At 52.0% G+C, this 22,232-nt stretch carries 21 protein-coding genes; 7 read left to right on the top strand and 14 right to left on the bottom strand.

Going from position 1 to position 22,232, the window contains the following annotated elements:
- Positions 1–16 precede the first annotated feature (16 nt).
- From ACOQPU_RS07995 to coaBC, 9 genes are all read right to left on the bottom strand, one after another.
- Complete coding sequence (locus ACOQPU_RS07995) at positions 17–1,840, bottom strand: CotH kinase family protein (RefSeq protein WP_420644599.1); 1,824 nt, start codon at positions 1,838–1,840, stop codon at positions 17–19.
- Between the two features lie 72 nt (positions 1,841–1,912).
- On the bottom strand, positions 1,913–2,725 hold the full coding sequence (locus ACOQPU_RS08000; protein WP_420644600.1) for an alpha/beta fold hydrolase: 813 nt from the start codon (positions 2,723–2,725) through the stop codon (positions 1,913–1,915).
- An 89-nt stretch (positions 2,726–2,814) separates the two neighbouring features.
- Entirely contained in the window at positions 2,815–3,795 is a 981-nt protein-coding gene (locus tag ACOQPU_RS08005) for a ribose-phosphate diphosphokinase (RefSeq protein WP_420644601.1), read from the bottom strand.
- 43 nt (positions 3,796–3,838) lie between these two features.
- The gene (gene aat / locus ACOQPU_RS08010; protein WP_420644602.1) at positions 3,839–4,483 is read right to left on the bottom strand and encodes a leucyl/phenylalanyl-tRNA--protein transferase; all 645 of its coding nucleotides are present in this window, start codon (positions 4,481–4,483) and stop codon (positions 3,839–3,841) included.
- The gene (locus tag ACOQPU_RS08015; protein WP_420644603.1) at positions 4,450–5,376 is read right to left on the bottom strand and encodes a hydroxymethylglutaryl-CoA lyase; all 927 of its coding nucleotides are present in this window, start codon (positions 5,374–5,376) and stop codon (positions 4,450–4,452) included. The genes aat and ACOQPU_RS08015 overlap by 34 nt, the downstream gene beginning before the upstream one ends.
- Before the next feature lie 217 nt (positions 5,377–5,593).
- Complete coding sequence (locus tag ACOQPU_RS08020) at positions 5,594–5,950, bottom strand: rhodanese-like domain-containing protein (protein ID WP_420644604.1); 357 nt, start codon at positions 5,948–5,950, stop codon at positions 5,594–5,596.
- 81 nt (positions 5,951–6,031) lie between these two features.
- The gene (locus ACOQPU_RS08025; RefSeq protein ID WP_420644605.1) at positions 6,032–6,406 is read right to left on the bottom strand and encodes a DUF423 domain-containing protein; all 375 of its coding nucleotides are present in this window, start codon (positions 6,404–6,406) and stop codon (positions 6,032–6,034) included.
- Positions 6,399–6,764: a hypothetical protein gene (locus ACOQPU_RS08030; protein WP_420644606.1), complete on the bottom strand. Its 366-nt coding sequence runs from the start codon at positions 6,762–6,764 to the stop codon at positions 6,399–6,401. Before ACOQPU_RS08030 ends, ACOQPU_RS08025 begins: the two co-directional genes overlap by 8 nt.
- A gap of 55 nt (positions 6,765–6,819) precedes the next feature.
- Positions 6,820–8,049 (bottom strand): bifunctional phosphopantothenoylcysteine decarboxylase/phosphopantothenate--cysteine ligase CoaBC, encoded by a 1,230-nt coding sequence (gene coaBC, locus ACOQPU_RS08035; protein WP_420644607.1) that lies wholly within the window; start codon positions 8,047–8,049, stop codon positions 6,820–6,822.
- Between the two features lie 321 nt (positions 8,050–8,370).
- On the opposite strand from coaBC, the gene pckA reads away from it, so the two are divergent.
- Together pckA and ACOQPU_RS08045 are read left to right on the top strand one after the other, a co-directional pair.
- Positions 8,371–9,957: a phosphoenolpyruvate carboxykinase (ATP) gene (gene pckA / locus ACOQPU_RS08040; RefSeq protein WP_420644608.1), complete on the top strand. Its 1,587-nt coding sequence runs from the start codon at positions 8,371–8,373 to the stop codon at positions 9,955–9,957.
- A 149-nt stretch (positions 9,958–10,106) separates the two neighbouring features.
- A complete protein-coding gene (locus ACOQPU_RS08045) occupies positions 10,107–12,278 on the top strand; it encodes a c-type cytochrome (RefSeq protein ID WP_420644609.1) in 2,172 nt (723 codons plus the stop codon).
- A gap of 5 nt (positions 12,279–12,283) precedes the next feature.
- On the opposite strand, the gene ACOQPU_RS08050 is transcribed toward ACOQPU_RS08045, so the two are convergent.
- Complete coding sequence (locus ACOQPU_RS08050; RefSeq protein ID WP_420644610.1) at positions 12,284–13,339, bottom strand: carboxypeptidase-like regulatory domain-containing protein; 1,056 nt, start codon at positions 13,337–13,339, stop codon at positions 12,284–12,286.
- Positions 13,340–13,430: 91 nt separating this feature from the next.
- Between ACOQPU_RS08050 and yqeK the strand changes: the two genes are divergently transcribed.
- Both yqeK and ACOQPU_RS08060 read left to right on the top strand, forming a co-directional pair.
- Positions 13,431–14,036 (top strand): bis(5'-nucleosyl)-tetraphosphatase (symmetrical) YqeK, encoded by a 606-nt coding sequence (gene yqeK, locus ACOQPU_RS08055; protein ID WP_420644611.1) that lies wholly within the window; start codon positions 13,431–13,433, stop codon positions 14,034–14,036.
- Between the two features lie 86 nt (positions 14,037–14,122).
- Positions 14,123–14,278, top strand: coding sequence for an antibiotic biosynthesis monooxygenase (locus ACOQPU_RS08060; protein WP_420644612.1), 156 nt, complete (start codon positions 14,123–14,125; stop codon positions 14,276–14,278).
- A 76-nt stretch (positions 14,279–14,354) separates the two neighbouring features.
- Here ACOQPU_RS08060 and ACOQPU_RS08065 read toward each other — a convergent pair whose 3' ends face one another.
- The 4 genes from ACOQPU_RS08065 to ACOQPU_RS08080 all read right to left on the bottom strand — a co-directional run bounded on the left by ACOQPU_RS08065 (position 14,355) and on the right by ACOQPU_RS08080 (position 17,628).
- Complete coding sequence (locus ACOQPU_RS08065; RefSeq protein ID WP_420644613.1) at positions 14,355–15,251, bottom strand: DUF2785 domain-containing protein; 897 nt, start codon at positions 15,249–15,251, stop codon at positions 14,355–14,357.
- A 94-nt stretch (positions 15,252–15,345) separates the two neighbouring features.
- Complete coding sequence (locus ACOQPU_RS08070; RefSeq protein WP_420644614.1) at positions 15,346–15,807, bottom strand: hypothetical protein; 462 nt, start codon at positions 15,805–15,807, stop codon at positions 15,346–15,348.
- Positions 15,794–16,459 (bottom strand): HAD family hydrolase, encoded by a 666-nt coding sequence (locus ACOQPU_RS08075; protein ID WP_420644615.1) that lies wholly within the window; start codon positions 16,457–16,459, stop codon positions 15,794–15,796. The genes ACOQPU_RS08070 and ACOQPU_RS08075 overlap by 14 nt, the downstream gene beginning before the upstream one ends.
- Before the next feature lie 95 nt (positions 16,460–16,554).
- A complete protein-coding gene (locus ACOQPU_RS08080; protein WP_420644616.1) occupies positions 16,555–17,628 on the bottom strand; it encodes a hypothetical protein in 1,074 nt (357 codons plus the stop codon).
- A gap of 94 nt (positions 17,629–17,722) precedes the next feature.
- On the opposite strand from ACOQPU_RS08080, the gene ACOQPU_RS08085 reads away from it, so the two are divergent.
- From ACOQPU_RS08085 to ACOQPU_RS08095, 3 genes are all read left to right on the top strand, one after another.
- Entirely contained in the window at positions 17,723–18,850 is a 1,128-nt protein-coding gene (locus tag ACOQPU_RS08085) for a DUF4037 domain-containing protein (protein WP_420644617.1), read from the top strand.
- A gap of 229 nt (positions 18,851–19,079) precedes the next feature.
- On the top strand, positions 19,080–20,318 hold the full coding sequence (locus ACOQPU_RS08090; RefSeq protein ID WP_420644618.1) for an FAD-dependent oxidoreductase: 1,239 nt from the start codon (positions 19,080–19,082) through the stop codon (positions 20,316–20,318).
- Positions 20,319–20,647: 329 nt separating this feature from the next.
- Positions 20,648–22,096, top strand: a complete 1,449-nt coding sequence (locus ACOQPU_RS08095; protein ID WP_420644619.1) for a fasciclin domain-containing protein — start codon at positions 20,648–20,650, stop codon at positions 22,094–22,096.
- Positions 22,097–22,232: the final 136 nt, after the last annotated feature.

Raw genomic sequence — 22,232 nt, forward strand, 5'->3', positions numbered from 1 at the left:
CCTAATTTTCTGTTGCTCAGCGACGTTCAAAGATGGGCTGGAATGTTTGGTCGCCCGTGACCAACCATGAGAGCTGCGCCTCTGGGGGCAAGGTTGGATCGGCCCAGCCGACAAACAGATAGCCGTCAGGGGGTGTGGCTGTTATTGTAATGGTTGTGTCCATGAAGTATTGACCCTGCCAACTTTGGCTGGTGGTAATTGAATTATTTAGCGTGAGACGGCCGTTAGTAGAGGGGGCTATCAATGTGATGGTAGCTAAACCACCCAAATTGAAGCCCTCAATATGATGTTGGCGAACAAAATCGGGTCGTTCAAGAACGTAGCTACGCATCTCAGCAACGCTGCCTTCCCACCTGCCTGGACTGCTCCACAGGTCGGTTTCAAAGTGCATGTCGGGCTGCATCTCGGCTGCCATCGCATCCAAACGGCTAGCAACATTATCGGGAGCCAGGGTCGTATTTAAGAGATCGGCCAGCCTCACTAAATAGGTGTTCCGATAGCTTTCTTGCTCCAGAAGCAAGCGGAGCAGTGAGGCACCTTGTTCAAAACCAGGCTGCTCATTGGTATAGAGCCAATTTACCATGTCGATAGATACATCGCTCCACGGTTTCAAACCAAAGGCATAATCAACGTCCCATAACAGCCAACGCCAACGCTCATCGTCACCGGTGGGACGAAACTGTTTGACATTGTTGCGCAGCCAGTCGGTATTGCCACTATACATTTGCAAAATAACGTAATCCCAAAAATTAGCAAAGTCAATCCGTTCAGCCAGTTGAGCCTGGACAGCGAGGTCCGCCAGGTCATTTGTTTGCACATCGTTTAGAACAGTAAGCCATTCATCACGCGCACTTATGGCGGCACTGTTTGTGGTTGAGTTGGTATCGACTAGGGGCTCGTCGTTTAGACCCAGCGAGCCCAGGTCGCCCGAAATGGTGAACAGTTGCGCCCCCTGAAAACCGTAATAATCTTCCAGGTAGCGTTCAGTTATTTCGGTGCGCAGCTGGTAGACACCTTGTAGTTGGCCGTTGATAAAAAGGAGAACAGGACGAGTTTGAGCAGACAGGGCATGGGTATCGGCCGCTAAATCATAGAGCAAAGCCGCTCGCAGCAAAGTCCAATTGGCACCATATTCGGGGGCTGCGTAATCTTGCCCACCGGCATGAAGCACAAGACGATCCCAACGGCCGTTTTCGCCATAAAGGGGGTAATCAAGACGGCCGTTCCCATAATCATTCCGAAAATAGATACGCAAAGATTTCTTGGGGTAGCCGCGTGAGGCTGAGCCATGAATACGGAGCCCCGCCGCTGTGGTGAAGGCCAATCCTGGTGGATTGTCGCTCATGCCACCCTCAAAAAACATCAGATGGGCTTCACGCTCCCAAGCGCGACCACGATTAAAGGGATTGGCCCAGATACCTTGTTCACTACCCCACATCACTTCTGGCTCGATAATGATGGATAAAAGGGGGAGTGATGTTTCCAGGCCGATAATATAAGTAGCGAACTGTTCGGGGCCAAGTTCGCCATTGGTGAGCAGGCGACGCGCCCGAACAACATAGACCCCATCATCAACCAGCGGAATGGGAGCTTGATAACGCAGTCCGGCTGTTATGGGCTCGCTGCCATCAAGGGTGTAGCGGATTTCACCTTGCCCCTGGTCAATACTTATTTGGAGCAGCAAGGGATAGGCATAAGCACCTGAGGGGACGGAGAATTGCAGCGTGCCACCGGTATCGGCAGGGGGATTCACAATGGATTGCCAGAAGAGCAAAATGAGTGCCGGAAGGATGGCAGCAGCAGCTAGAAATAGATGTTTATGCCTCTCCTGGGTTCTCATAAGCTAAAATACATCGATGTGACAGTCACATTTGGAAGTGACTGTCACATACTCAGCACAGATCTGTGAAGATCACTCTTCTTCACCAAACAGTTCTTCGAGGAAATCAATCACGGCGTCGTTGAAGACGTCTGGCTGCTCCAGATTGGGCAAATGGCCTGCTTCGGGGATGAGCACCAGTTCGGAATCGGGGATAGCTTTATGCATCGCTTCTGCTTCGGTGGGCGGGATGAGCGTATCGTCTGCACCGTGAATGATTAGAACTGGCACGTCAATATCACCTAGCGTGGGTGTGGAATCTATGCGGTCACGCATGGCGGCTAGGGCCCCCACCACCCCATTTAGCGAAGCAGTGCTTATGATTTCCTGCACAAATTCCACCAATTCCGGGTCATTTTCATACGTTTTAGCGGCCATCATTTTGGGCAACATACCGCCAGAAACGGCCGTTGCCCCCTCATTTTTGGCTAACTCTGCCGCTTTGTCTCGCCCTGCCTTGCCTTCTGGGGAATCAGCACCAGCTCGCGTAGCAGCCAAAATCAGCCCGGCCACGTGCTCTGGATAACGGCGGTAAAATTCCAGCGCAATGTACCCACCCATCGAGAGGCCGCAAACCACAAACGGCGTGGCCACATTGAGATACCCTAGTAGATCAGCACAATCATCCGCCAACTGGGTAATGGTGTATGGTCCTGGTACACTGTCTGAGTTGCCAAAGCCACGCAAGTCTGGCGCGATGATCCTGGCATAATCGCCCAAATCATCAAGCTGTGGCGTCCACATGCTGCTGCTCAGTGGAAAGCCGTGGATCAGCAGCAAAGCCGGTTTGTCGCAGGAATCCTGAAACGCCATCACAAAATCATCTTCATGTTCTTCACTCATCATTTTTCTCCATTTTTATAGTGGTTAGTTGCTGGTTGCTGGTGGTTTGAAGCAGATGACCAAACAAGCCTCTAACCACCAGCCACTAAATTTCATGTTTCCATTCCCTCAAATAGCTCGCCAATGGAGCGGCGCAGGTAGTTTTGGCGAATGGCTTCGGCAAAGACGTTGCCGACGGAGATAACTTTAAGATTGGGCGGTCGGCGGTCAGACGGCCGTTCCACCGTGTCTGTGGTAATAATCTCCTGAATTTGAGGAATAGATTTTATGCGGTCCAACGCTGGCCCCAAAAACAGCCCGTGGGTACAAATGAGCGATATTTTTTCAACTCCACTTTCCACCAGCACCTCACTCAATTCAACAACAGAGCCAGCCGTAGCAATCTCATCATCATACACGTAGGCGTGCTTGAACCCTTCTACCTGCCGCCGAATCAAGCCGCCAATTTTCACCTCAGTGTCTGAGATGCGCGTTTTGTCGGCGGAGGCGATGGGCAGACCCAACCCGGCGGCAAACCGCGCCGCAGGCTTGGCGCGGCCCATGTCTGGGGCTACCACCACATCGCGACTTGGGTCTAACGGCCGTTGCCGGATAAATTGCTCCAGCGTCATCCGAGCCGTCAGCGGATCGGCCGGAATGCTGAAAAAGCCGTGCACCTGTGGCGAATGCAGCGTCATCGTCATCACGTGCGTAGCCCCAGAAGAGTGCAGCAGGTCCGCAATTAGCCGCGCCGTAATAGAAATGCGCGGCGCATCTTTTTTGTCTGAACGCGCGTAAGAAAAGTAGGGAATAATGGCGTGAATCTCTCTGGCAGCGGCACTTTTGGCAATGTCTAACATCATCAGCAGCTCTACCAGATGGTCACTCACGGGCGGCGTTAAAGATTGCACAATGTACACAATGCGCCCACGCACGCTGGCCCCGAGCTGCACAAACAAGTTGTCATTGCTAAACCTGGAAAACTTAGTTTCTTCGAGGGGGATTTGCAAATGTTCGCCAATCTTTTGAGCCAGTGGCACGTTAGAACGGCCGCTGAACAACCGCACATCATCTGGGTCTAAATTTCGGGTCATCTTCTTCTCCTGTGTTTTCAATGCGCCTCAATAGGTTTTATCTTTAGCGAAAGGTTGTTGGCAGCAGCAAGGCTCGGCCTAACTTAAGTTTGTACATAGTGGCAGGAATCTCAACTGCGCCAAATGTACGCAAATGCTCTGTCATAAATTGGATGTCGAGCAAACTATATTGACGTTCATTAAGATGGGCTACCAAAAAAGCCAGGGCCACTTTGCTACTGTCTCGCACCTTGCTAAACATACTCTCTCCAGCAAAAAAGCCACCAATGGCCACGCCATACAGGCCACCGACCAAGGCATTCCCCTGCCACGCCTCCACGCTGTGGGCAAAGCCTAGCCGGTGCAGCCGAATGTACGCTTGCATGATCTCTTCGCTAATCCAGGTGTCTTCCCGATCCGGTGCCGGGGCAGCACACGCCTCGATGACGGCCGTAAAGGCACTGTCTATACGAATTTCAAACTGCTGCTTGTGAATAGTGCGGCGGAGAGAGCGTGAAACATGGAAATGATCTAGAGGAATGATAGCTCTGGGATCGGGATCGTACCAGAAGATACGGCCGTCTTCATACGCCATTGGAAAAACGCCTTGGCAATAGGCCGAGAGCAGCACCTGAGGAGAAAGAAAGCTATCCACTAGATTTTTGCCGGACTGTACTACCCAAACGTCAGCGATGGCTCCTGGGCACATTGGCTTTCCCACCATTGCCGAATCCGACCACCAATCGGCCGTCCCACGTACCCCTCAATTTGATACACAACATCCCAAAGGCGCGCAAAATCCACGCCAGTTCCCAATCCTAGTTTGTATGCCAAAAAGACCAAATCTTCCGTTGCCAAATTGCCAGCCGCGCCAGGAGCAAACGGACAGCCTCCCAAGCCCCCTACGCTGCTGTCAAAAATGCGCACGCCAGCTTGCAACGCCGTGGTAGCATTGGCCAATCCTATTGCTTGCGTATCGTGCAGGTGAACCGCCAATTTTTGCATGTCCAATCGTCGCCCCAAATTCTCCATAAGGTGCCCCACATCCAGCGGGTTGGCGTGGCCGATGGTGTCGGCAATCGCCAGCTCATCCGGCTCAAGCTGCCACAGCTTTTCTGCCAAGGCGATGGTACGGTGCGGCGGCGTTATGCCTTCAAACGGGCAAACCCAGGCCGTCATCACATAAATACGCGTCCATATGCCATCCCGCTGTGCCTGCGCCATCAAATCGCGCGTAATTTCGTAAGCTCGCTGCGATGACATGCGCGTATTTTTCTCGCTAAACGTTTCGGTGACCGAAACGCCAAAAGCCATCGAACGACAACCTGCTGCCAAGGCACGGTCGTAGCCACGCTGGTTGAACACCAAGCCGATGAAATCATTTTGGGGCCAGGTGGTACGGCCGTATGCCATCAACGCATCCGCATCTGCCATTTGCGGTACGGCTTTGGGATGTACAAAGCTGGTCAGCTCGATATGGTGCAAGCCCGCCGCCACCAAGCCAGCCACCAACGCTTTTTTTTGCTCACTGTCAATAAGCTGGGCTTCATTTTGCAAACCGTCGCGGGGGCCAACCTCATAAATTTTTAGAGAGTCAGACATAGGTATCTATACCAAACCATTGACTTGGGCAGGCCACTGTGGGGAATAACCTGCGGGAAATAGTTGGGCTAATCTTACCATAGTTCAGTATAGATTTTGTGATTGAAGATACAGATGACAGGTAGATTAGTGGCCGTCCACAAAAATTTAGCGGAATGGTGTGGACAGCTTCAAGTAAGCAGCCACTTTATCCAGAAAGTTATTGTTGCCCGCTTACTTAGTACCGACCAACCGAGGGATCGACAGCAATGGCGTAAGCCTCAATTCCGCCATCCATGTTGAACACATTTGTCCAGCCTTGCTGCCGCAGCCAGGCTGTTACCTGTGCGCTGCGATTGCCATGATGGCACATCACCACAATTTCGGCTTCTTTGTCAGCCAGCACTGATTCTGGCAGAGCCTCGGGACCTTGTCGAGCCAATTTACTCAAGGGCGTGGTGAGTACCCCGCTGCCTAAATTTGCGTAAAGCAGTTCGTTTGGCTCGCGCACATCCAGCAGAATGAACGTGTCGCCGTTTTCACGCTTCTGAGCCACTTCTTGTACAGAGAAGCCAGGGACACCGTAAGGATTCATGTTTGTTCCTTTTTTGAGTTTGCGAGTGTGCAAGTGGTCAAGTTTGCAGATTTTTTGGAAGTAGGCTCGTATCACTTAAGTTTATGAACGCCAGGCAGCGAGCAGCAAGCATCCCCAGCCGGCGATGAAGGCGACGCCGCCAATGGGCGTAATTGCACCCAGCCAGCTCTGCCGCGTAAAGACAAGCAGATAAAGACTGCCAGAAAAAACAACAATGCCAATTACAAATAGATAACCAGCCCAGGTCGTCAAGCTAACTGGGTACTTATCGGCAAGCCAGGCAGCGGCAAAAAGGCCAAGGGCGTGGTAAACATGGTAGCGCACGGCCGTTTCATAATTCCCAGCCAGATTCGGAAACTTCTCAAAATAGCTACTGAGTCCGTGTGCGCCAAAGGCGCCAGCCCCAACCGCCAGCATCATGAACAGTGAGCCTAAAATCACAAAAATCTTACTCATTCTCTTCTTCCTCGTTAATTTCGGTTTGCCAGCGCATGGTAGGTGGTTCTTCAATGGCGGGGCCTTCCCCTTGCGCTAGCCTGTCTAGCCAACTCAGCGGGTCTTCCGGTGCGGCCGTTTCGATGGCAATGTAGGCACTGTACGCTTCTTCCAGATGCGGCCGCTCCCGCACCACTTCTTGCACCAACTCTGGCAGACGGCCGTTTCGCTCCAACTTGCCAATGAGTAAACCAGCCTTGTCCCGCTGCGTCTTGCCACGAAGCTGGTCATAATCCACTCCTAACCGCCGACACAATGCCTGAATTTCTTCCAGGTTAAAAACGGTGAGGATATCTTCCCTTAACTGTTTTCGATCCATTTTTTCCGTTATCGGTTATCCGTAATCCGTAAAGAAACGAATTACCGCTCACCGTTTACTGATTACCATTTAAACTCCGGGCTACATGATGCACCAGACGCTCGGCAACGGCCGTTTTGCTTTGCATCGGCATCTCTTCCACTACGCCAGCAGAGCTGAGCAGCAGCACCTTGTTTGTATCCACCTCAAAACCTGCTCCCTGGTCGGTTACATCGTTGACGGCGATAAAGTTAAGCCCCTTGCGCAATAATTTGTCACGGCCGTATTCAAACGCATTTTGTGTTTCGGCCGCAAACCCCAGCACAATGCGTGGATAGCCACTTTTGTCCCGCTCTGCTTTCACCGCCGTCAAAATGTCTAGCGTCACTTCCAAACCGATAGCCCGCCCCCACTGCTCATCCGTCTTCTTGATTTTCTGGTCTGACTTTGTGTTGGGGCGAAAATCCGCTACCGCCGCCACCATGAAAAGGACATCTGCATCTTTAGACGCTTCCAGCACGGCATCCCCCATTTGCTCAGTTGTTTGCACAGGAACGGCCGTTGCCCCAAAAGGAATCGGCTCAACAATAGGGCCGTACACCACCGTCACGTCCGCCCCGGCATCTAGCGCAGCTTGGGCTACTGCCAATCCCTGTTTGCCCGTGGAGCGATTGCTAATGAAGCGCACCGGGTCTAGCGGTTCCCGCGTGGGGCCAGTAGAAACCACCACCTTGCGCCCAGACAGCGGGCCACCTTGTGCCACCGCTTGCCGAATGAAGCTGAGCAGTTCCGCTGGTTCCACCATGCGCCCCAACCCCGCTAGCCCAGAGGCCATACGCCCTGAGGCTGGGCCAGCAAACTGCACGCCGCGCTCACGCAGCATCGTCACATTTGCCTGCGTGGCGGGATGTTCATACATCCCCCCATCCATCGCCGGGGCAATTAAAATCGGGCAGCGCGCCGCCATGGCCGTTACCGTCAGCAGGTTATCTGCCAGGCCCGCTGCCAATTTTGCCATGGTGTGGGCAGTTGCCGGGGCTATCACAAAAAGATCGGCGTTCTCGCCCAGCCCTACGTGCTGCACATGGTCGTCCAGGCTCCACATATCGGTAAAAGACGGCCGTCCCGTGACCGAGCGAAAGGTCAGCGGTGTTACAAATTGCTGTGCTCCCTCCGTCAAAATCACGTCCACCTCAGCACCCGCCTGCGTCAGCTTCGAGGCCAAATCAACCGCTTTGTAGCCAGCAATCGATCCAGTCACGCCCAATAAAATACGTTTTCCCGTCAATAAACTAATTTTGCTCATAAACCTAGTTTAACCAGAAACCAAAAAACGCAAAATTATCTTCCATCTATGAGGTTTGTTTATGATACGCATTACTTTTGACAATCATATGCCATAAATTTTTGTTATAATGGCAACGGTAAATCTGGCAACAATAATCCCTTGCAACCTTGAGCCGAGCCAGAAACCCCTTTTCCCACAACAATGATAATCTGTTCCTAGAAGTTATTTATTGTTGTAACCAGCACGTCTTTTTCTTTTACAATCATTTGTTGGTCCTTCGCGCAGGGGCAGACAATCCGATTTTACCTACAAACCTTTTACAAGAAATGGAGGTTCCTCTTGACGAACAATATTAACCTTAAGCAATATGGTATTGAAGTAACCAACATCGTGCGCAATGCAGTCCCCGCCGCCCTTTACAAAGAGGCGATATTGAACGAAGCTGAAGCCGCAGTTGCAGATTCTGGTGCTATCATGGTACGTTCTGGCGAAAAGACGGGTCGTAGTCCACTAGACAAGCGCATTGTGGAACATCCAGATTCACAAGATGACATTTGGTGGGGAGACGTCAATATTGCTATTGACAAACACACCTTTGAAGTAAATCGCGAACGGGCAATTGATTATCTTAACGTGCTTGACAAGCTCTACGTCGTTGACGGCTTTGGCGGCTGGGATGAGAATGAACGGATTAAGGTACGCATTATCTGCACACGGCCGTATCATGCCCTTTTCATGTACAACATGCTCATTCGCCCCACCCAAGAACAACTCGCCAACTTTGGCGACCCCGACTATGTTGTTTTTAACGGTGGCCAATTTCCCGCCAACCGGTACACCACCGGCATGACCTCAAAAACCAGTGTTGATCTCTCCTTTGAACAGCAAGAAGTTGTGATTTTAGGAACCGAATACGCCGGTGAAATGAAGAAAGGCATCTTCACCGTGATGAACTACATCATGCCCAAGAAAGGCGTTCTCTCCATGCACTGCTCCGCCAATGAAGGGGATAACGGCGATGTTTCTATCTTCTTCGGTCTCTCTGGCACGGGCAAAACCACCCTTTCCGCCGATGCACGCCGCAAGCTAATTGGTGATGACGAACATTGCTGGACAGATGACGGCGTATTCAACATCGAAGGGGGTTGCTACGCTAAAGCAATCGACCTCTCGGCTGAAAAAGAACCAGAAATTTACGCAGCTATCAAATTCGGCACCGTTTTGGAAAACGTGGTTTACGATGATTACACTCACGCTGTGGATTATTCGGACACGACCTACACGCAAAATACGCGGGCTTCTTATCCCATCGAATATATCCCCAATGCTAAGATTCCGTGCGTTGGTGGACATCCCAAAAATATCATCCTGCTAACGGCCGATGCATTTGGCGTATTGCCGCCAGTTAGTAAACTCACCCCTGAGCAAACGATGTATCACTTCATCAGTGGCTACACCGCCAAAGTGGCCGGTACCGAAATGGGCGTGACCGAACCACAGGCAACGTTCTCCGCCTGCTTCGGCGCAGCCTTCATGGTGTGGCATCCCAGCAAATATGCAGAACTGTTGGCCGAAAAGATGGCCGAGCACGGCGCATCTGCCTGGTTGGTGAACACTGGCTGGACCGGTGGCCCGTTTGGCGTAGGCTCCCGCATCAATCTGCCTTACACTCGTGCGATTATCGACGCGATTCACAATGGCGATTTGGATGATGTTGAATTTGTAACAGACCCGATTTTCGGCCTGGCTGTACCAACCACCTGCCCCGACGTACCAGATGAGCTCCTCATTCCCAAGAACACCTGGGCTGATGCGGCCGCTTACGACAAGCAGGCAGAGAAATTGGCAAACTTGTTCATCAAAAACTTTGAGGCTTACAAAGAAGGCAGCAGCGAAGCGATCATCAACGCTGGCCCGAAACTGTAATCTCAACTGATTTCAATTTTTGAAACGCCCCGCTAGACTGGCGGGGCGTTTTTTTGTTCCAAAATGAGAATGTGCCCGCTTGCCCTGCCAAACGGCCGTATTTCGCTATAATCCTCTCACATCTATACACACAAACTGGGAGTGTTCCGGTGAACCCAAAGTTGCATCGCATCGTTCTGCGTTTTTGTTTTATTTTGCTGATCGTCTTGGCTGGCAATCTCATCAGGACACTGTGGCAGCAGCAGGCGGCCATCAATTTGGCCATTGCCAAAGGGCAGCAACTTTACCAAACCGCCGACGGGCAGCCAGTTGGGTTAGATACCGCTACGCTGAACAATTTGAACACGGCCGTTTCTGACCTCATTTTTGTGGATGCACTGCCCCTCACCCCGGCTGAAGCCCGCCCTTGGCAAGCGCAAGGGTGTGCCGCCAACAACTGCGCCCACCTTACTTATTTCGACCGCGCCAACGACCGTACCGTTAACCAAATTCTGCGCCTCACAGATGATGCCGTATTGGCGGAATGGCAGGATGCGTTGAGCCGCCCCGGCGGCAGCCGCTTTGTGGCCGAGGATGCCATCCAAATTGCGGCAGATGACCCGGCAGTAACGGCCGTTTTGGGCGACATCGGCGCAGGCGACCCAGCTATGATTCCCATGTCTGCCTGGCTGGCTGACGACAGTTGCCGCGACGATTGGTGTGTGGATTTAACCTTTCATAGTCCCAATGGAGACGGCCGTATTTACCACGTCTTTGTCAACATGAGCCAGCAAGCCGTCGCCCGCACCTTTTACACTCGCGCCAGGCCAGAGCTAGATGTCGCAGCCCCTCGCTCACAGCGAGCGGCGTTCACAGATGGTTGCCACGAACAGGATGACTGGAACGTCTGCTGGGAGATGACCGCCCACGACGGCGTTCTCTTCCGCGACGCCACTTACAACGACACCCTCATCTTCTCCACCGTCAAAATTACCCAAATTGAGGCGTGGTACCCAAGCTGGCCCGGTGGCTACCGGGATGAGATTGGCTTTTCTGCCTCCGTGCCGCCTTTCGGCGACACCATCATCAACGAACTGGATGATGGCTTTGAGGTGCGCCAACTGTTTACCGAATTTAGTCGCTGGCCCAACTGCATTTGCTGCTACCGGTATGAGCAAATCATTCGCTTTTTTGCTGACGGCAGCTTTGAGCCACGCTTCGTCTCTTACGGCCCCGGCTGTGATGATTTATCAATTTATCGGCCGTTTTGGCGCATTGATCTCGATTTAGAGGAATCAGATGAAGCAGAGGTTTGGCTATGGGATGAAAGCGAATGGGCAGAACTGGAGACCGAAACAGAGCTTTACCCTTTCATCGATAATTTAGGGCCAGATGGGTATAAGCTGGCCACCGGCAGCGGCGAACTGCTTTACCGCTGGACGATGCTGCCCGCCGACCCGCTGGGTTTGGATGAAGCGTACTTTTTTGTGCTGCAAGAAAACGAGCTAGAAGGCGAACAGCCGCTGGCCCCTGGCCCCGGCGACACTTTCCAGCCGCCGCGCCAATGGTTGAACAGTGAGCCAATTTTTGGCGAAGAGATTGTGCTTTGGTACGTACCGCTGCTAAAAACGCGCAAAACGGAGCCGCTGTGGTGTATGCCCGACCCGGAACCGGGCATCAACCAATGCGAAGCAATTTTGCGCGCCCAAATTACCGACGAACTACCCCAGCCCACGGCGGAAGAGCTGGCAGAGATGGCAGCGACAGCTACGCCAGAATCTACTGAGCCAACGCCTACGCCCGCCCCAACCCCCACGCCGCGCCCGGTGCAAGGCAGCACCGTGGAAGAGGTTATGCTCAATGCTGGCTGTGGTGCTTGCCACGCCATCGGCCCCATTGGCGAGGGGCATAAGGTGGGGCCAGACCTTTCTTTAATTGGCTACAAAGCTACGGGGCGCATTCCGAGCATGTCTGCCGAGGATTATTTGCGCCAATCCATCGTGGAGCCGAATTACGCGCTGGCGCCAGTTTGCCCCAACGGGCCTTGTTTGCCCAATATCATGCCCAAAGATTACGGGCAGCGGCTTTCCGAGGAGCAGATTGAGGCGATAGTGGATTACCTGCTGGCACTGGATGGCACAACTGTGCCAGAAAATCCGACGGTGATTGGTGATAGTGACACGGCCGTTTTCAACAAAGGGAGTCAAGCAGCCAAATCCGGCGGGGGAATCGTGGCGAGCATCGACACAACGTCTGCCACGGTGCAGCTCATCATGATCGGCCTGGTGTTTTTGCTCACGTTGTTTTTGCTGTGGAAACGTCCGTATGAAGAGAAAGAGTAAAGGAGCTACGGCCGTACCGTAAAATCAAAAATCTCCGTGCCGCCTATTTTGTCGCCGTTCTCATCGTAGGCGGTTACTGACCAGACATAGCGGGCTGGGGCTAGTGGCTCTTTGAAGCGATAGCTGGATTCATTCACTTCCTCAAAATCAAGCACGTTTGTCCGCTCGGGATCGTCATCATTCCACATCAAGATTTTGTAGGTAGTTGCCAACGGGCTATCGTCCCAATCCAGCACAATGTCGTCCCCACGAATTTCTGCTCCGTCAGATGGTTCTTGAATTGCCAGTTGGCAAGAGCCATCCAGGCTATCTACCACAAAGTCGAAATCTTCGGCCGTTTCCGCAATTTTGACTCGATCACTGTTGAACACCTCTACGCTCCAGCGGTAGCCACAGCTTACCGGCAGCAAATCAGCCCGCAGCGAAGATTCATTGGAACGCTTATCGATCAGAACAGCATCCCCTTCATTTGGATACATGGTCACTTTGTAATATTCAGCATTGGGATAATCTTGCCAATCAAGCAGTACTTCTTCGCCCGCAACTTTGCTACCGTTAGGAGGGTCTTGCAGTTTCACATCTAGCTTAAAGATGTTCTGAATGCCAATGGTTAACGTTTTTCCCGCTTCTACTTCAAACTCGGCGGAACTGAGAATGCCGCTGGAAATATAAAGCCAATCGTCACTATTAAACACGCGCACAGAGAGCGCATACACACCTGGGTCTACCTCTTCAAACAGATATTGCCCATCTTCGTCAGTTGTGGTCAGAAACTCTTCACCGCCACAGCCGCTGAAGGAAGAAAAGTCTGCGCAGAGCAACACTTCTAAATCGGCGGCACCGTCTCCATTCCAGCGGATTTCTCCAAAGACATTGCCTTTGCCCTCGGCTGGCGGCTCGCCATCGTATTCCAGTTCATCCTCGGCCACATCCTCATTGGATTCAGTGGCAGCACCGTCGTTGGCACGGCCGTTTCCCGCATCATCACTCTCAAAAATGCCACAGCCGCTCAATAGAAATAAAATGAAGAGCCAAGCTACATATTTTTTCATTGGGATCATGTTTTTCTCCACAAATCTGGTCAATTCAATTGAAGCTAGTCTGGCAAAATATTCTAACAGTTCCACATACGATTTGTGGTAAGCTTGCCCGATGAATCCACAATTGCAATCTTATTTTGAAGAGATTGAAATGACGGGCGAGCTTGGGCGGGACGTAACGGCCGTTCTTACTCATCATAAATTCCCCAAAATAGCCGGACACGTGAGCCGCGTGGCGGCAGAAGCACGCCGACTTGCGGTTCAATTTGGCGCAGATGCAGCGGGAGCCGAAACGGCAGGATGGCTGCACGACATTAGCGGCGTCATCCCCAACGGGATGCGTGTAGAAATGTGTGAGGCGTTCGGCGTTCCCGTCCTGCCCGGCGAGGCTGATTTCCCCATGATTTTGCACCAGAAGCTGAGTGCCGTAGTGGCGCGGGAGGTTTTTAGTGTGGTGGATACGGCCGTTCTCAATGCCATCGGCTGCCACACCACGCTCAAGTCGGGGGCGAGCCTACTAGACAAAATTGTTTTCATTGCGGACAAGATCAAGTGGGACCAGCCGGGCAATCCGCCATATTTAGCTGAACTGGAAACGGCCGTTGCCCACAACATTGACGATGCGTGTCGGGTATATCTCGATTACCTCTGGCAGCGACGAGGCAGCCTGCGCTATGCTCACCCCTGGTTCCTCGCCGCACATGCAGAGCTTTTTTAGCCGCGGATTGCGTGGATTTACACAGAATTTTTCTTCTTGTTCTCTACGTTACGCTGCGTTCCGCTTTTAACATTTTGGAGAATTGCATGATTTTAGAAGTTGCAATTTTGAATGTGAAGTCGGGGGAAACGGCCGCTTTTGAAGCCGCCTTTGCTCAAGCCCAGAGAATCGTTTCCGGGACGGCAGGGTGCGTGAGCCATGAACTGCAAATTTGTCATTCTGAATGGAGTGGAGCGAAATGAAGAATCCCATTCAACTTGGTCGGGATGCTTCGGAGCCTGCCCTGAGCGAAGCCGAACGGGCTCAGCATGACAACGGTTAAAAAAGCGCGATGGTTTGTAACGTTTTGTTGACCAAGTCAGCCAAGACATTGGCACTGTTTTCGCCAATTTGGTCGGCCGTTTCAGGCTTGCGGGCGCGGAAGTAGAGGCTGCGTAAGAAGCCCTTCACGTTTTGTGCTTGGCGGTAACAGTTGGGGAAAGGCTCTTTTTGCTGAGCCAGCGGCACAAAACCGTCTAACCAGCTTTGCACCTCGGCAGGCTTTAGCACCTTGCGCCCCAATGCTGCGATGACGGGCGTTACCAGCCGCTCATCTTCAGCATAAACAAAAACGACGGTTGGCTCAGCTGCTTTCCGGCGAATCGCTTCTAAAATTTCCAAAAGCTCCTCGCTCCCCATATCTTTGCATTGCACCAAATCATCTAATGCGTCGGCAGTGTGGGCGACGGCGTGGGCCCACCCTTTCGGCTCACCTGCTTCATCTTCGTCTAGCACAAAGCCGCGCAAATCCTGTTCGCGCTCCAGGTAATCCAGCAGCTTTACCTTCAGCTCCCGCAGCTCGTACGGCATCAGGAACGGCCGTTCCCGGTGCCTGCTCAAAATCAGCGGCAGCAACAGCACCGAAAAGCTCCGCATAAACACAGAATCTGTGCCAGTTTCACCCAGCTTGTAAAAAAGATGTTCTTCTGTAAGAAGTTGCTTTAGCAACGTTTTGAGGTCGTCATCTTCAAACTGATCAGCCAAAATCCAGGTGGCCAGCGTGCTATAAATCAAATCATCCCGCAGTTCCGCGTCTGGGCTGCCAAGATGGGGTAGCATCTCCAGAGCGCGAGAGATCGCTTTGGCTTGGTCTGGCAAAGCAAACTCATTGTCGGCAATATCGTAAAGTTGGTCTTTTAAGGCGCGTTCACTCAGTTTCATAAACAACTCGGTCATGTCATTCTGAATAAGCGGAGCGAAATGAAGAATCCCCTTCAACTTGGCAGGGATGCTTCACTCCATTCAGCATGACAAGTTCAACAACACATTGCTAATGGTTGTTCTCTTGATTTGCCAGTCTTTCAATCACTCCGCGCACGTCAGCGGGCAACCAGCCGGGTGGCTTGAGAATTTTGCCATCTTCGCGGCGAGGGCCGCCCGCTTTGCTCAGGTTAGCGCGATGCACCTCGGCAAAAATGGGGTCAGGATCAACGCCACAGGCCAAAATCGCACCGTAGGTTACATAAAGCAAATCAGCCAGTTCATGCACCCAGTCGGTTACGTCGGTGGGCTGTGGCGGATTGTTGGTTTCGAGAACGGCCGTTAACTTTTCCAAGGCTTCTGTAGCTTCAGCAAACTCTTCCTGGAGCAGCTTTTGGCGCAGCTTCATGATTTCCAGCGGCGGCACGCGCGGCGTCTCTGGCACTGGTGCGCCAACAGCAGCGTGAAATTCCACAATCTTTTGGGCATTGGTCAATCCCGGCTGGGGGATAGGTGGCTTAGTTGGTTCCATTCATTACCTCGGTGATGAGCTGGCTGAGCGGCATGTCGGTCAGTGCATTTAGGCGATAATCTGCATGATCAAAGTTCAGGTCACGGGTCATTTGGTTGGGAACGGCCGTGCACCACAATCCTGCTCTTTTTGCCGCCGTCACGCCGTTGGGTGAATCCTCTAATGCCAAGCCCGTTTCCGGCGCGATGCCCAAAGCCGCGATAGCCGCTTGATAAACCGCTGGGTCTGGTTTGCCTATGTTGCCCACGTCATCGGAGCAAAAAATATGCTCAAACTGGTCAAACAAGCCCAGTCGCTGCAAATGCTTATCAATCCAGCTATGCTTGGAGCTGGAAGCAATGGCATATTTTAGGCCCAGCTTTTTTACCTCGGCCAAATAGTCTTCAACACCGGGCATGATGGTTTGGGCAGCGAGCAATTCGTTGTCTCGTGCTTTGCGCTTGGCCCAGACGGCGTCACGGTCGAGCGGCCGTCCGAGTAACTCCTCCAAATGCAGGTATGGGTTAAAGGTGATGGTGCCGATATGGGCATTCCATACCTCACGGGACAGCTCTACACCGTGGGCGGCATATGTTTCTTGCCAGGAGATAAAATCAGGGGTTTCAGAATCGAAGATGAGACCGTCAAAATCGAATATAACAGCTTTTATCATGGCGGGAATTATACTGGGTTTGGCCACAGAGTACACAGAGGGAATTGAGCCTTAAGTATTGAAGCCAAAATTGCATGAATGGGTATTGTAGCAAGTTATTCAGCAGGAAAATGGTCTTCCTTTTCGTCACCATCATCGAAGAGCGGCGGGTTGGAGAGGTAGCTAAGCAGATATTGCTTGAGGAATAGTTCTTGCTGGGGATCGTCGATTTCTAGCAGCAAATATTGCGCCCATTCGGGGAATTGGCTACTGTCGATATCGCCGCTTTCCAGCTTGTCCAGGTAGCTCCAATCTACGGCCGTTTCCCAACCTTCATCCTCCGGCAAAGCAGCCAACACCGCATCCACCCTGGCTTTTAGTTCAGCCTGCACGGGGCTGGGCAAAGCAAAACCGTCTGGTAGCTTCTCTGGATTTGGAGGGATATGCTCAAAAGGCGTATCAACTTCGTCTGGGGCGGCGGCAAACTTTGGATCGACTTGCGCCATCATTTGGCGATAGCGACGGCCGTGTGAACTGGTGCGTGGTGGAATCCAGGGAATGCGATTTTGGTAGTTGCGCCACCAGCGAATCTCTGCCCACAGGCGACGGCCGTCTTGCGAGTTGGGAAACTGCGCCAGGAGCATCTCCAACACATCCACCGCCTCGGCAAAATAACCCTGGTCTGCATACAAATGCCCCACCCAAAGCATAGTGGCTTCCGGCTTGGCCGTGCGCTTGAACGCTTCCAAAAAGATCGGCCAAGCCATTTCGCTGCCCTGGGATTGGCCCAGTAAATAATCTTGCAGAAGCTGCGTACGCCCTTCATCCAGCATGTCGCGCACGTCGGCAGGCATCGCATCATCTAAATCTAGCGACGCATCATACTGCTGGTGCTGTCCTTCCCACCGGCTGGTGTAGCGAAATGAGAGTGCCAACCGCCGCCGCTGCTGCCAGGGGCGGTCATCCCACTCATCCACATGCCGCCCAATCGCCTTCCGGTTATCCCGAATAAGCCACGGATCGCTAAACGCTTGCAGCACCAGTTCAGACGCTTCATCCAGATCGGGAAAATCGGCCAGCACCTCAAAACAGAGTGCTGCGGCCTCCATCTGGCTATAATCATCCGCTTGTAGCAAAGCACGCGCCTGGGCTAATCGCCGTGAAACATACTCAGGATATTGTTGACTCATCAAATTCTCCGTCTAAAAATTTAGGTTGGATGATGTCTGGCTTTGTGGGATTATAGCAGGGTTCAGCAAGATTGAAATTGGGAGCAAGGAGTAAATGATGAGCAAAATCATGGCATTGCCCTTCATCAAAGGGCTAGATTTGTGTGAACAGTTTTTTCAAGAGGCGGTACGGCCGTTGCTCACTCACCACTTCCCCAATTTACGCTACGCCGCCGGGCGGCTGGGCGGTGGCTCCGACGTACTTGGCTTCGATACGCCCCAATCCCGCGACCATGATTGGGGGCCACGTGGCACCCTCTTTTTGGCGGAAGCAGAGTTTGCTGAACTGGCCCCAGCTATCAGTGACATGCTAAAACACGAGCTGCCATTCACCTTCCAGGGGTATCCTACGCATTACGGTTACCACGAGGATGGAACGTTAAATTTGCAGTTTACGAATGAGCGTCCGCTTAACCATATGATCAAACTCACAACGGCCGTTCGCTTTGCTCAGGATTATTTAGCATTAGAAGCAATTAGACCGTTAACGCCAGTCGAATGGCTTTGTTTGCCATCGCAAATACTGGCTACCGTGCGATACGGCCGTCTCTTCCACGATACATTGGGGCAGGTAACCCAATTGCGCCAACAGCTCCACTGGTATCCACATGATGTTTGGCTTTATTTGCTGGTTGGGCAATGGACACGCCTTGGACAAGAAGAGGTATTTGTAGGGCGTACCGGCGATGTGGGTGATGATTTAGGTTCTCGCATCATTGCCTCACGACAAATACGCGATCTGATGCGTCTGGCGTTTCTAATGGAAAAACAGTATGCCCCATACTCAAAATGGTTTGGCTCCGCCTTTGCCAACCTGGACTGTGCCTCCCAGCTTATCCTCATTTTTGAGCAGGTTTGGCAGGCAAGCACGTGGCGAGAGCGAGAAGCAGCACTCAATGAGGCGTATGGCTTTATGGCCCAATGGCACAATCAGCTCAATTTAACAGAACCGTTGGCTACAGAGGTAGATTTCTTTTATGAACGGCCGTATCGCATCATCAATTGCGATCAGTTTACAGCCGCCCTCCAGCAACAAATAACGGACCCACAGGTGCTGGCCTTGCCACGTGGCCTGGGTAACCTGGATCAACTCAGCGACAGCACCGACATTCTTTCCAAACAAAATCGCTTCCACCACTTCAAATCTCTCTTTGACCCAGGCAGCTCGCAGCTCGATTCGTAATTTTTCCAGTAGATACACCGTCTAACACCCGAAACACCCAAAATCAATTCAAAAGAACTTACGCGGTGAAGACTACAAAAGTCTCGTTCTTTCTGGAAGAAACATTGATTGACCGAAGACTTTTGTAGTCTGATTAAGGTTAGTGCATAAGTCCTATTCAGTAATGAAATGATTAGCACCCCAAAAATCTGCGTAATCTGTGTAATCTGCGGATTAAAAAGGAGAAATTATGACCGAACCAACCATCACCGTTTACGGCGCATACTGGTGCCCTGACTGCCGCCGTAGCAAACAATTTCTGGGGGAACACCAAATTCCATACAGCTGGATCGACATTGAGCAAGACGCCGAGGCCGAGCAATTTGTCATTCAAACCAACGACGGCAAGCGCATCATCCCCACCATTGTTTTTGAAGATGGTAGCCATCTCACCGAGCCTAGCAATGCGGACCTTGCCGAAAAGCTGGGGCTAAAAACAACTGCCAGCCGTCACCATTACGATCTCATCGTCGTGGGGGGTGGCCCAGCAGGGCTAACCACGGCACTTTACACAGCTCGCGAAGGAATCGACACGCTTGTCATTGAGCGAGCCGCGTTAGGTGGGCAAGCTGCCGCTACCGAAAAGCTGGACAACATGCCCGGCTTCCCGGAAAGCATCCAGGGCATCGACTTTTCCAACCGACTGCGCCAACAGGCGGAAAAGTTTGGCGTGGAGCTGCTGCAAGCGCAGGACGTCACCAGTATTCACAGTCACGACAATTACCACTGCATCACCACCGCAGACGGCAGCGAATACAGCGGCCAGGCATTGCTCATCGCCACCGGCAGCCGTTACCGCCGCCTAAACGTACCGGGCGAATCTGATTACCTGGGCGCGGGCGTTCACTTTTGCGCCACCTGCGATGGGCCGTTTTACAAGGGCAAGCAGGTGGCTGTCATCGGAGGCGGCAATAGCGCCACCGAAGAAAGTTTGCTGCTGACCAAGTTTGCCGACAAGGTAACAATTCTGGTTCGCGGCGAAGAATTTAAGGCGAGCAAAATCATTCAGGAAAGCGTGTTGAGCAATTCCAAAATCGAGGTTCGCTGGAATACAGAAGTGGCTGAATTTAAGGGCAAAGATTCAAAACTGAACCAGCTTCAGCTTGTAAATAACCAGACGGGTGACGAAGAACCTTTGCCAATTGACGGCACTTTCATCTTCATCGGGCTGGTGCCAAACAGTGCGTTTCTAGCTAACAGCGGCGTTCAGCTAGATGAGTGGGGATTTATCGTCACCGGGCATGATCTGGTACACGATGGGCCGCTGGCACAATTTGGCGGCCGGGAACCTTCGGCCTTGGAAACAAGTGTGCCGGGCATTTTTGCGGCCGGGGACGTACGGGCAGAAAGCACCAAGCAGGTGGCCAGTGCAGCTGGCGAAGGGGCGACGGCCGCTTTGCTCATTCGTGAATATTTGAAAACTGTATAGGTTTTTGCCACAGAGAGTACAGAGGAAAAAGAGCAAATCTCTGTGCGCTCTGAAGCAAATTTTCGAATACGGTCGTCTCTCATCATTTCTCTAGTTTGGGAAATTACAGGAGAGACGACCGTTTTTTTTGTGCCAGCTTCTACCCATTTATGAGCTAAACCTTAACAAAACCATTGCAGAACGGGTACAAAACAATAGGTTAGCCGTAATTCTGTGCAAAGGGTGAACAAAATTGCCCTCGCCAGAATATTGGCAAATAGAGTTTTGTGCGCGCAAAGCTAGAACATTTTACTAACTAACCTATTACAGAAATGGAGTAGAAGAACATCATGAAAAATTTGAAAACGCTTATCGTTATTTTGATTCTTAGTTTGGTGCTTGTGGCCTGCGGCGCAAGCGAAGAAGAATCAGCAGAGCCAACGGCCGAACCAACGGCTGCCCCAGTTGAAGAAGCTGCTGAAGAAGAGATGGATGAAGAAGAAGAAATGGGCTCCATCGTAGACATCGCCGTAGCAGACGGCCGTTTTACAACATTGGTTGCGGCCGTACAGGCAGCGGGTCTGGCTGAAACACTCTCCGGCGAAGGTGCCTTTACCGTCTTTGCCCCCACTGATGATGCCTTTGCCGCCTTGCCAGAAGGCACTGTAGAGAGCCTATTGGAAGACCCGGAAGGCGCGTTGACTGATGTTTTGCAGTACCACGTGGTTGATGGCAAAGTGAAAGCTGAAACCGTCGTAACGCTGGAATCTGCGACCACCCTGGGCGGGGAAGATGTGAGCATTACCGTTACTGATGGGAACGTCTTCCTGAATGAGACTACGCAGGTCATCATTACCGACATCGAAGCATCCAATGGCGTGATTCATGTCATTGATGCCGTTTTGCTGCCACCCAGCATGACTGCCAAAGAAGAAATGATGGATGATCTGCCCTCCATCGCTGAGATTGCTGTGGAAGACGGCCGTTTCACCACTCTGGTTGCTGCTCTAGACGCAGCCGGCCTGGTTGGAACACTCTCCGATGAAGGCGCATTCACCGTCTTTGCCCCAACTGATGATGCTTTTGCTGCCCTGCCAGAAGGTACCGTTGAAAGTCTATTGGAAGACCCAGCAGGTGGATTAACTGATATTCTGCTGTACCACGTTGTTGATGGTGCAGTAAAAGCTGAAAGCGTCGTGACGCTGGAATCTGCCACCACGCTGCAAGGTGAAGATGTAAGTATTGTAGTGAAAGATGGCAGTGTCTTCCTGAATGACACCGTTCAAGTCATCATTACTGATATCGAAGCGTCTAATGGCGTTATTCATGTAGTTGATGCTGTATTGCTGCCGCCCAGTATGACCGCTGAAGAAGAAATGATGGACGATCTGCCCTCTATCGCTGAAATTGCTGTAGAAGACGGCCGTTTCACGACGCTGGTTGCTGCCCTGACGGCCGCTGACTTGGTAGGTACTTTGTCTGGTGAAGGTGACTTCACCGTTTTTGCCCCAACCGATGACGCCTTTGCCGCGCTGCCAGAAGGCACTGTGGAGAGCTTGCTGGAAGACCCGACAGGCGACCTCACCGACATCCTGCTTTACCACGTTGTTGAAGGTGCAGTTGCTGCCGAAACTGTTGTGACGTTGGAATCCGCCACGACGTTGAACGGTGCTGATGTCACCATCACTGTTACTGAAGATGGCGAGGTATTCTTAAACGATACTGTACAAGTCATCATTACGGATATCCAGGCTTCAAACGGCATTATCCACGTGATTGATGGCGTCTTGCTACCCTAATCCAACCATTTTCCCGGAAACTGCCTGGAGCCTAACGTTTTGACAAACAGTTTCCGGGAAAATACAAAATATCAAACAACCTCGAACTTTGTTTGAGCTTTCCTCCTTCTGACGTAAATGCGTCCTGGCATCCCCA

This window comes from Candidatus Leptofilum sp. (genome assembly GCF_965223285.1).
Classification (GTDB): Bacteria; Chloroflexota; Anaerolineae; order Promineifilales; family Promineifilaceae; genus Leptofilum.

Bases quoted from the DNA above. Each gene is read 5' to 3' on its own strand.
- ACOQPU_RS07995 (WP_420644599.1), bottom strand. From the start codon at position 1,840: ATGAGAACCCAGGAGAGGCATAAACATCTATTTCTAGCTGCTGCTGCC.
- ACOQPU_RS08000 (WP_420644600.1), bottom strand. From the start codon at position 2,725: ATGATGAGTGAAGAACATGAAGATGATTTTGTGATGGCGTTTCAGGAT.
- ACOQPU_RS08005 (WP_420644601.1), bottom strand. From the start codon at position 3,795: ATGACCCGAAATTTAGACCCAGATGATGTGCGGTTGTTCAGCGGCCGT.
- aat (WP_420644602.1), bottom strand. From the start codon at position 4,483: ATGTGCCCAGGAGCCATCGCTGACGTTTGGGTAGTACAGTCCGGCAAA.
- ACOQPU_RS08015 (WP_420644603.1), bottom strand. From the start codon at position 5,376: ATGTCTGACTCTCTAAAAATTTATGAGGTTGGCCCCCGCGACGGTTTG.
- ACOQPU_RS08020 (WP_420644604.1), bottom strand. From the start codon at position 5,950: ATGAATCCTTACGGTGTCCCTGGCTTCTCTGTACAAGAAGTGGCTCAG.
- ACOQPU_RS08025 (WP_420644605.1), bottom strand. From the start codon at position 6,406: ATGAGTAAGATTTTTGTGATTTTAGGCTCACTGTTCATGATGCTGGCG.
- ACOQPU_RS08030 (WP_420644606.1), bottom strand. From the start codon at position 6,764: ATGGATCGAAAACAGTTAAGGGAAGATATCCTCACCGTTTTTAACCTG.
- coaBC (WP_420644607.1), bottom strand. From the start codon at position 8,049: ATGAGCAAAATTAGTTTATTGACGGGAAAACGTATTTTATTGGGCGTG.
- ACOQPU_RS08050 (WP_420644610.1), bottom strand. From the start codon at position 13,339: ATGATCCCAATGAAAAAATATGTAGCTTGGCTCTTCATTTTATTTCTA.
- yqeK (WP_420644611.1), top strand. From the start codon at position 13,431: ATGAATCCACAATTGCAATCTTATTTTGAAGAGATTGAAATGACGGGC.
- ACOQPU_RS08060 (WP_420644612.1), top strand. From the start codon at position 14,123: ATGATTTTAGAAGTTGCAATTTTGAATGTGAAGTCGGGGGAAACGGCC.
- ACOQPU_RS08065 (WP_420644613.1), bottom strand. From the start codon at position 15,251: ATGACCGAGTTGTTTATGAAACTGAGTGAACGCGCCTTAAAAGACCAA.
- ACOQPU_RS08070 (WP_420644614.1), bottom strand. From the start codon at position 15,807: ATGGAACCAACTAAGCCACCTATCCCCCAGCCGGGATTGACCAATGCC.
- ACOQPU_RS08075 (WP_420644615.1), bottom strand. From the start codon at position 16,459: ATGATAAAAGCTGTTATATTCGATTTTGACGGTCTCATCTTCGATTCT.
- ACOQPU_RS08080 (WP_420644616.1), bottom strand. From the start codon at position 17,628: ATGAGTCAACAATATCCTGAGTATGTTTCACGGCGATTAGCCCAGGCG.
- ACOQPU_RS08085 (WP_420644617.1), top strand. From the start codon at position 17,723: ATGATGAGCAAAATCATGGCATTGCCCTTCATCAAAGGGCTAGATTTG.
- ACOQPU_RS08090 (WP_420644618.1), top strand. From the start codon at position 19,080: ATGACCGAACCAACCATCACCGTTTACGGCGCATACTGGTGCCCTGAC.
- ACOQPU_RS08095 (WP_420644619.1), top strand. From the start codon at position 20,648: ATGAAAAATTTGAAAACGCTTATCGTTATTTTGATTCTTAGTTTGGTG.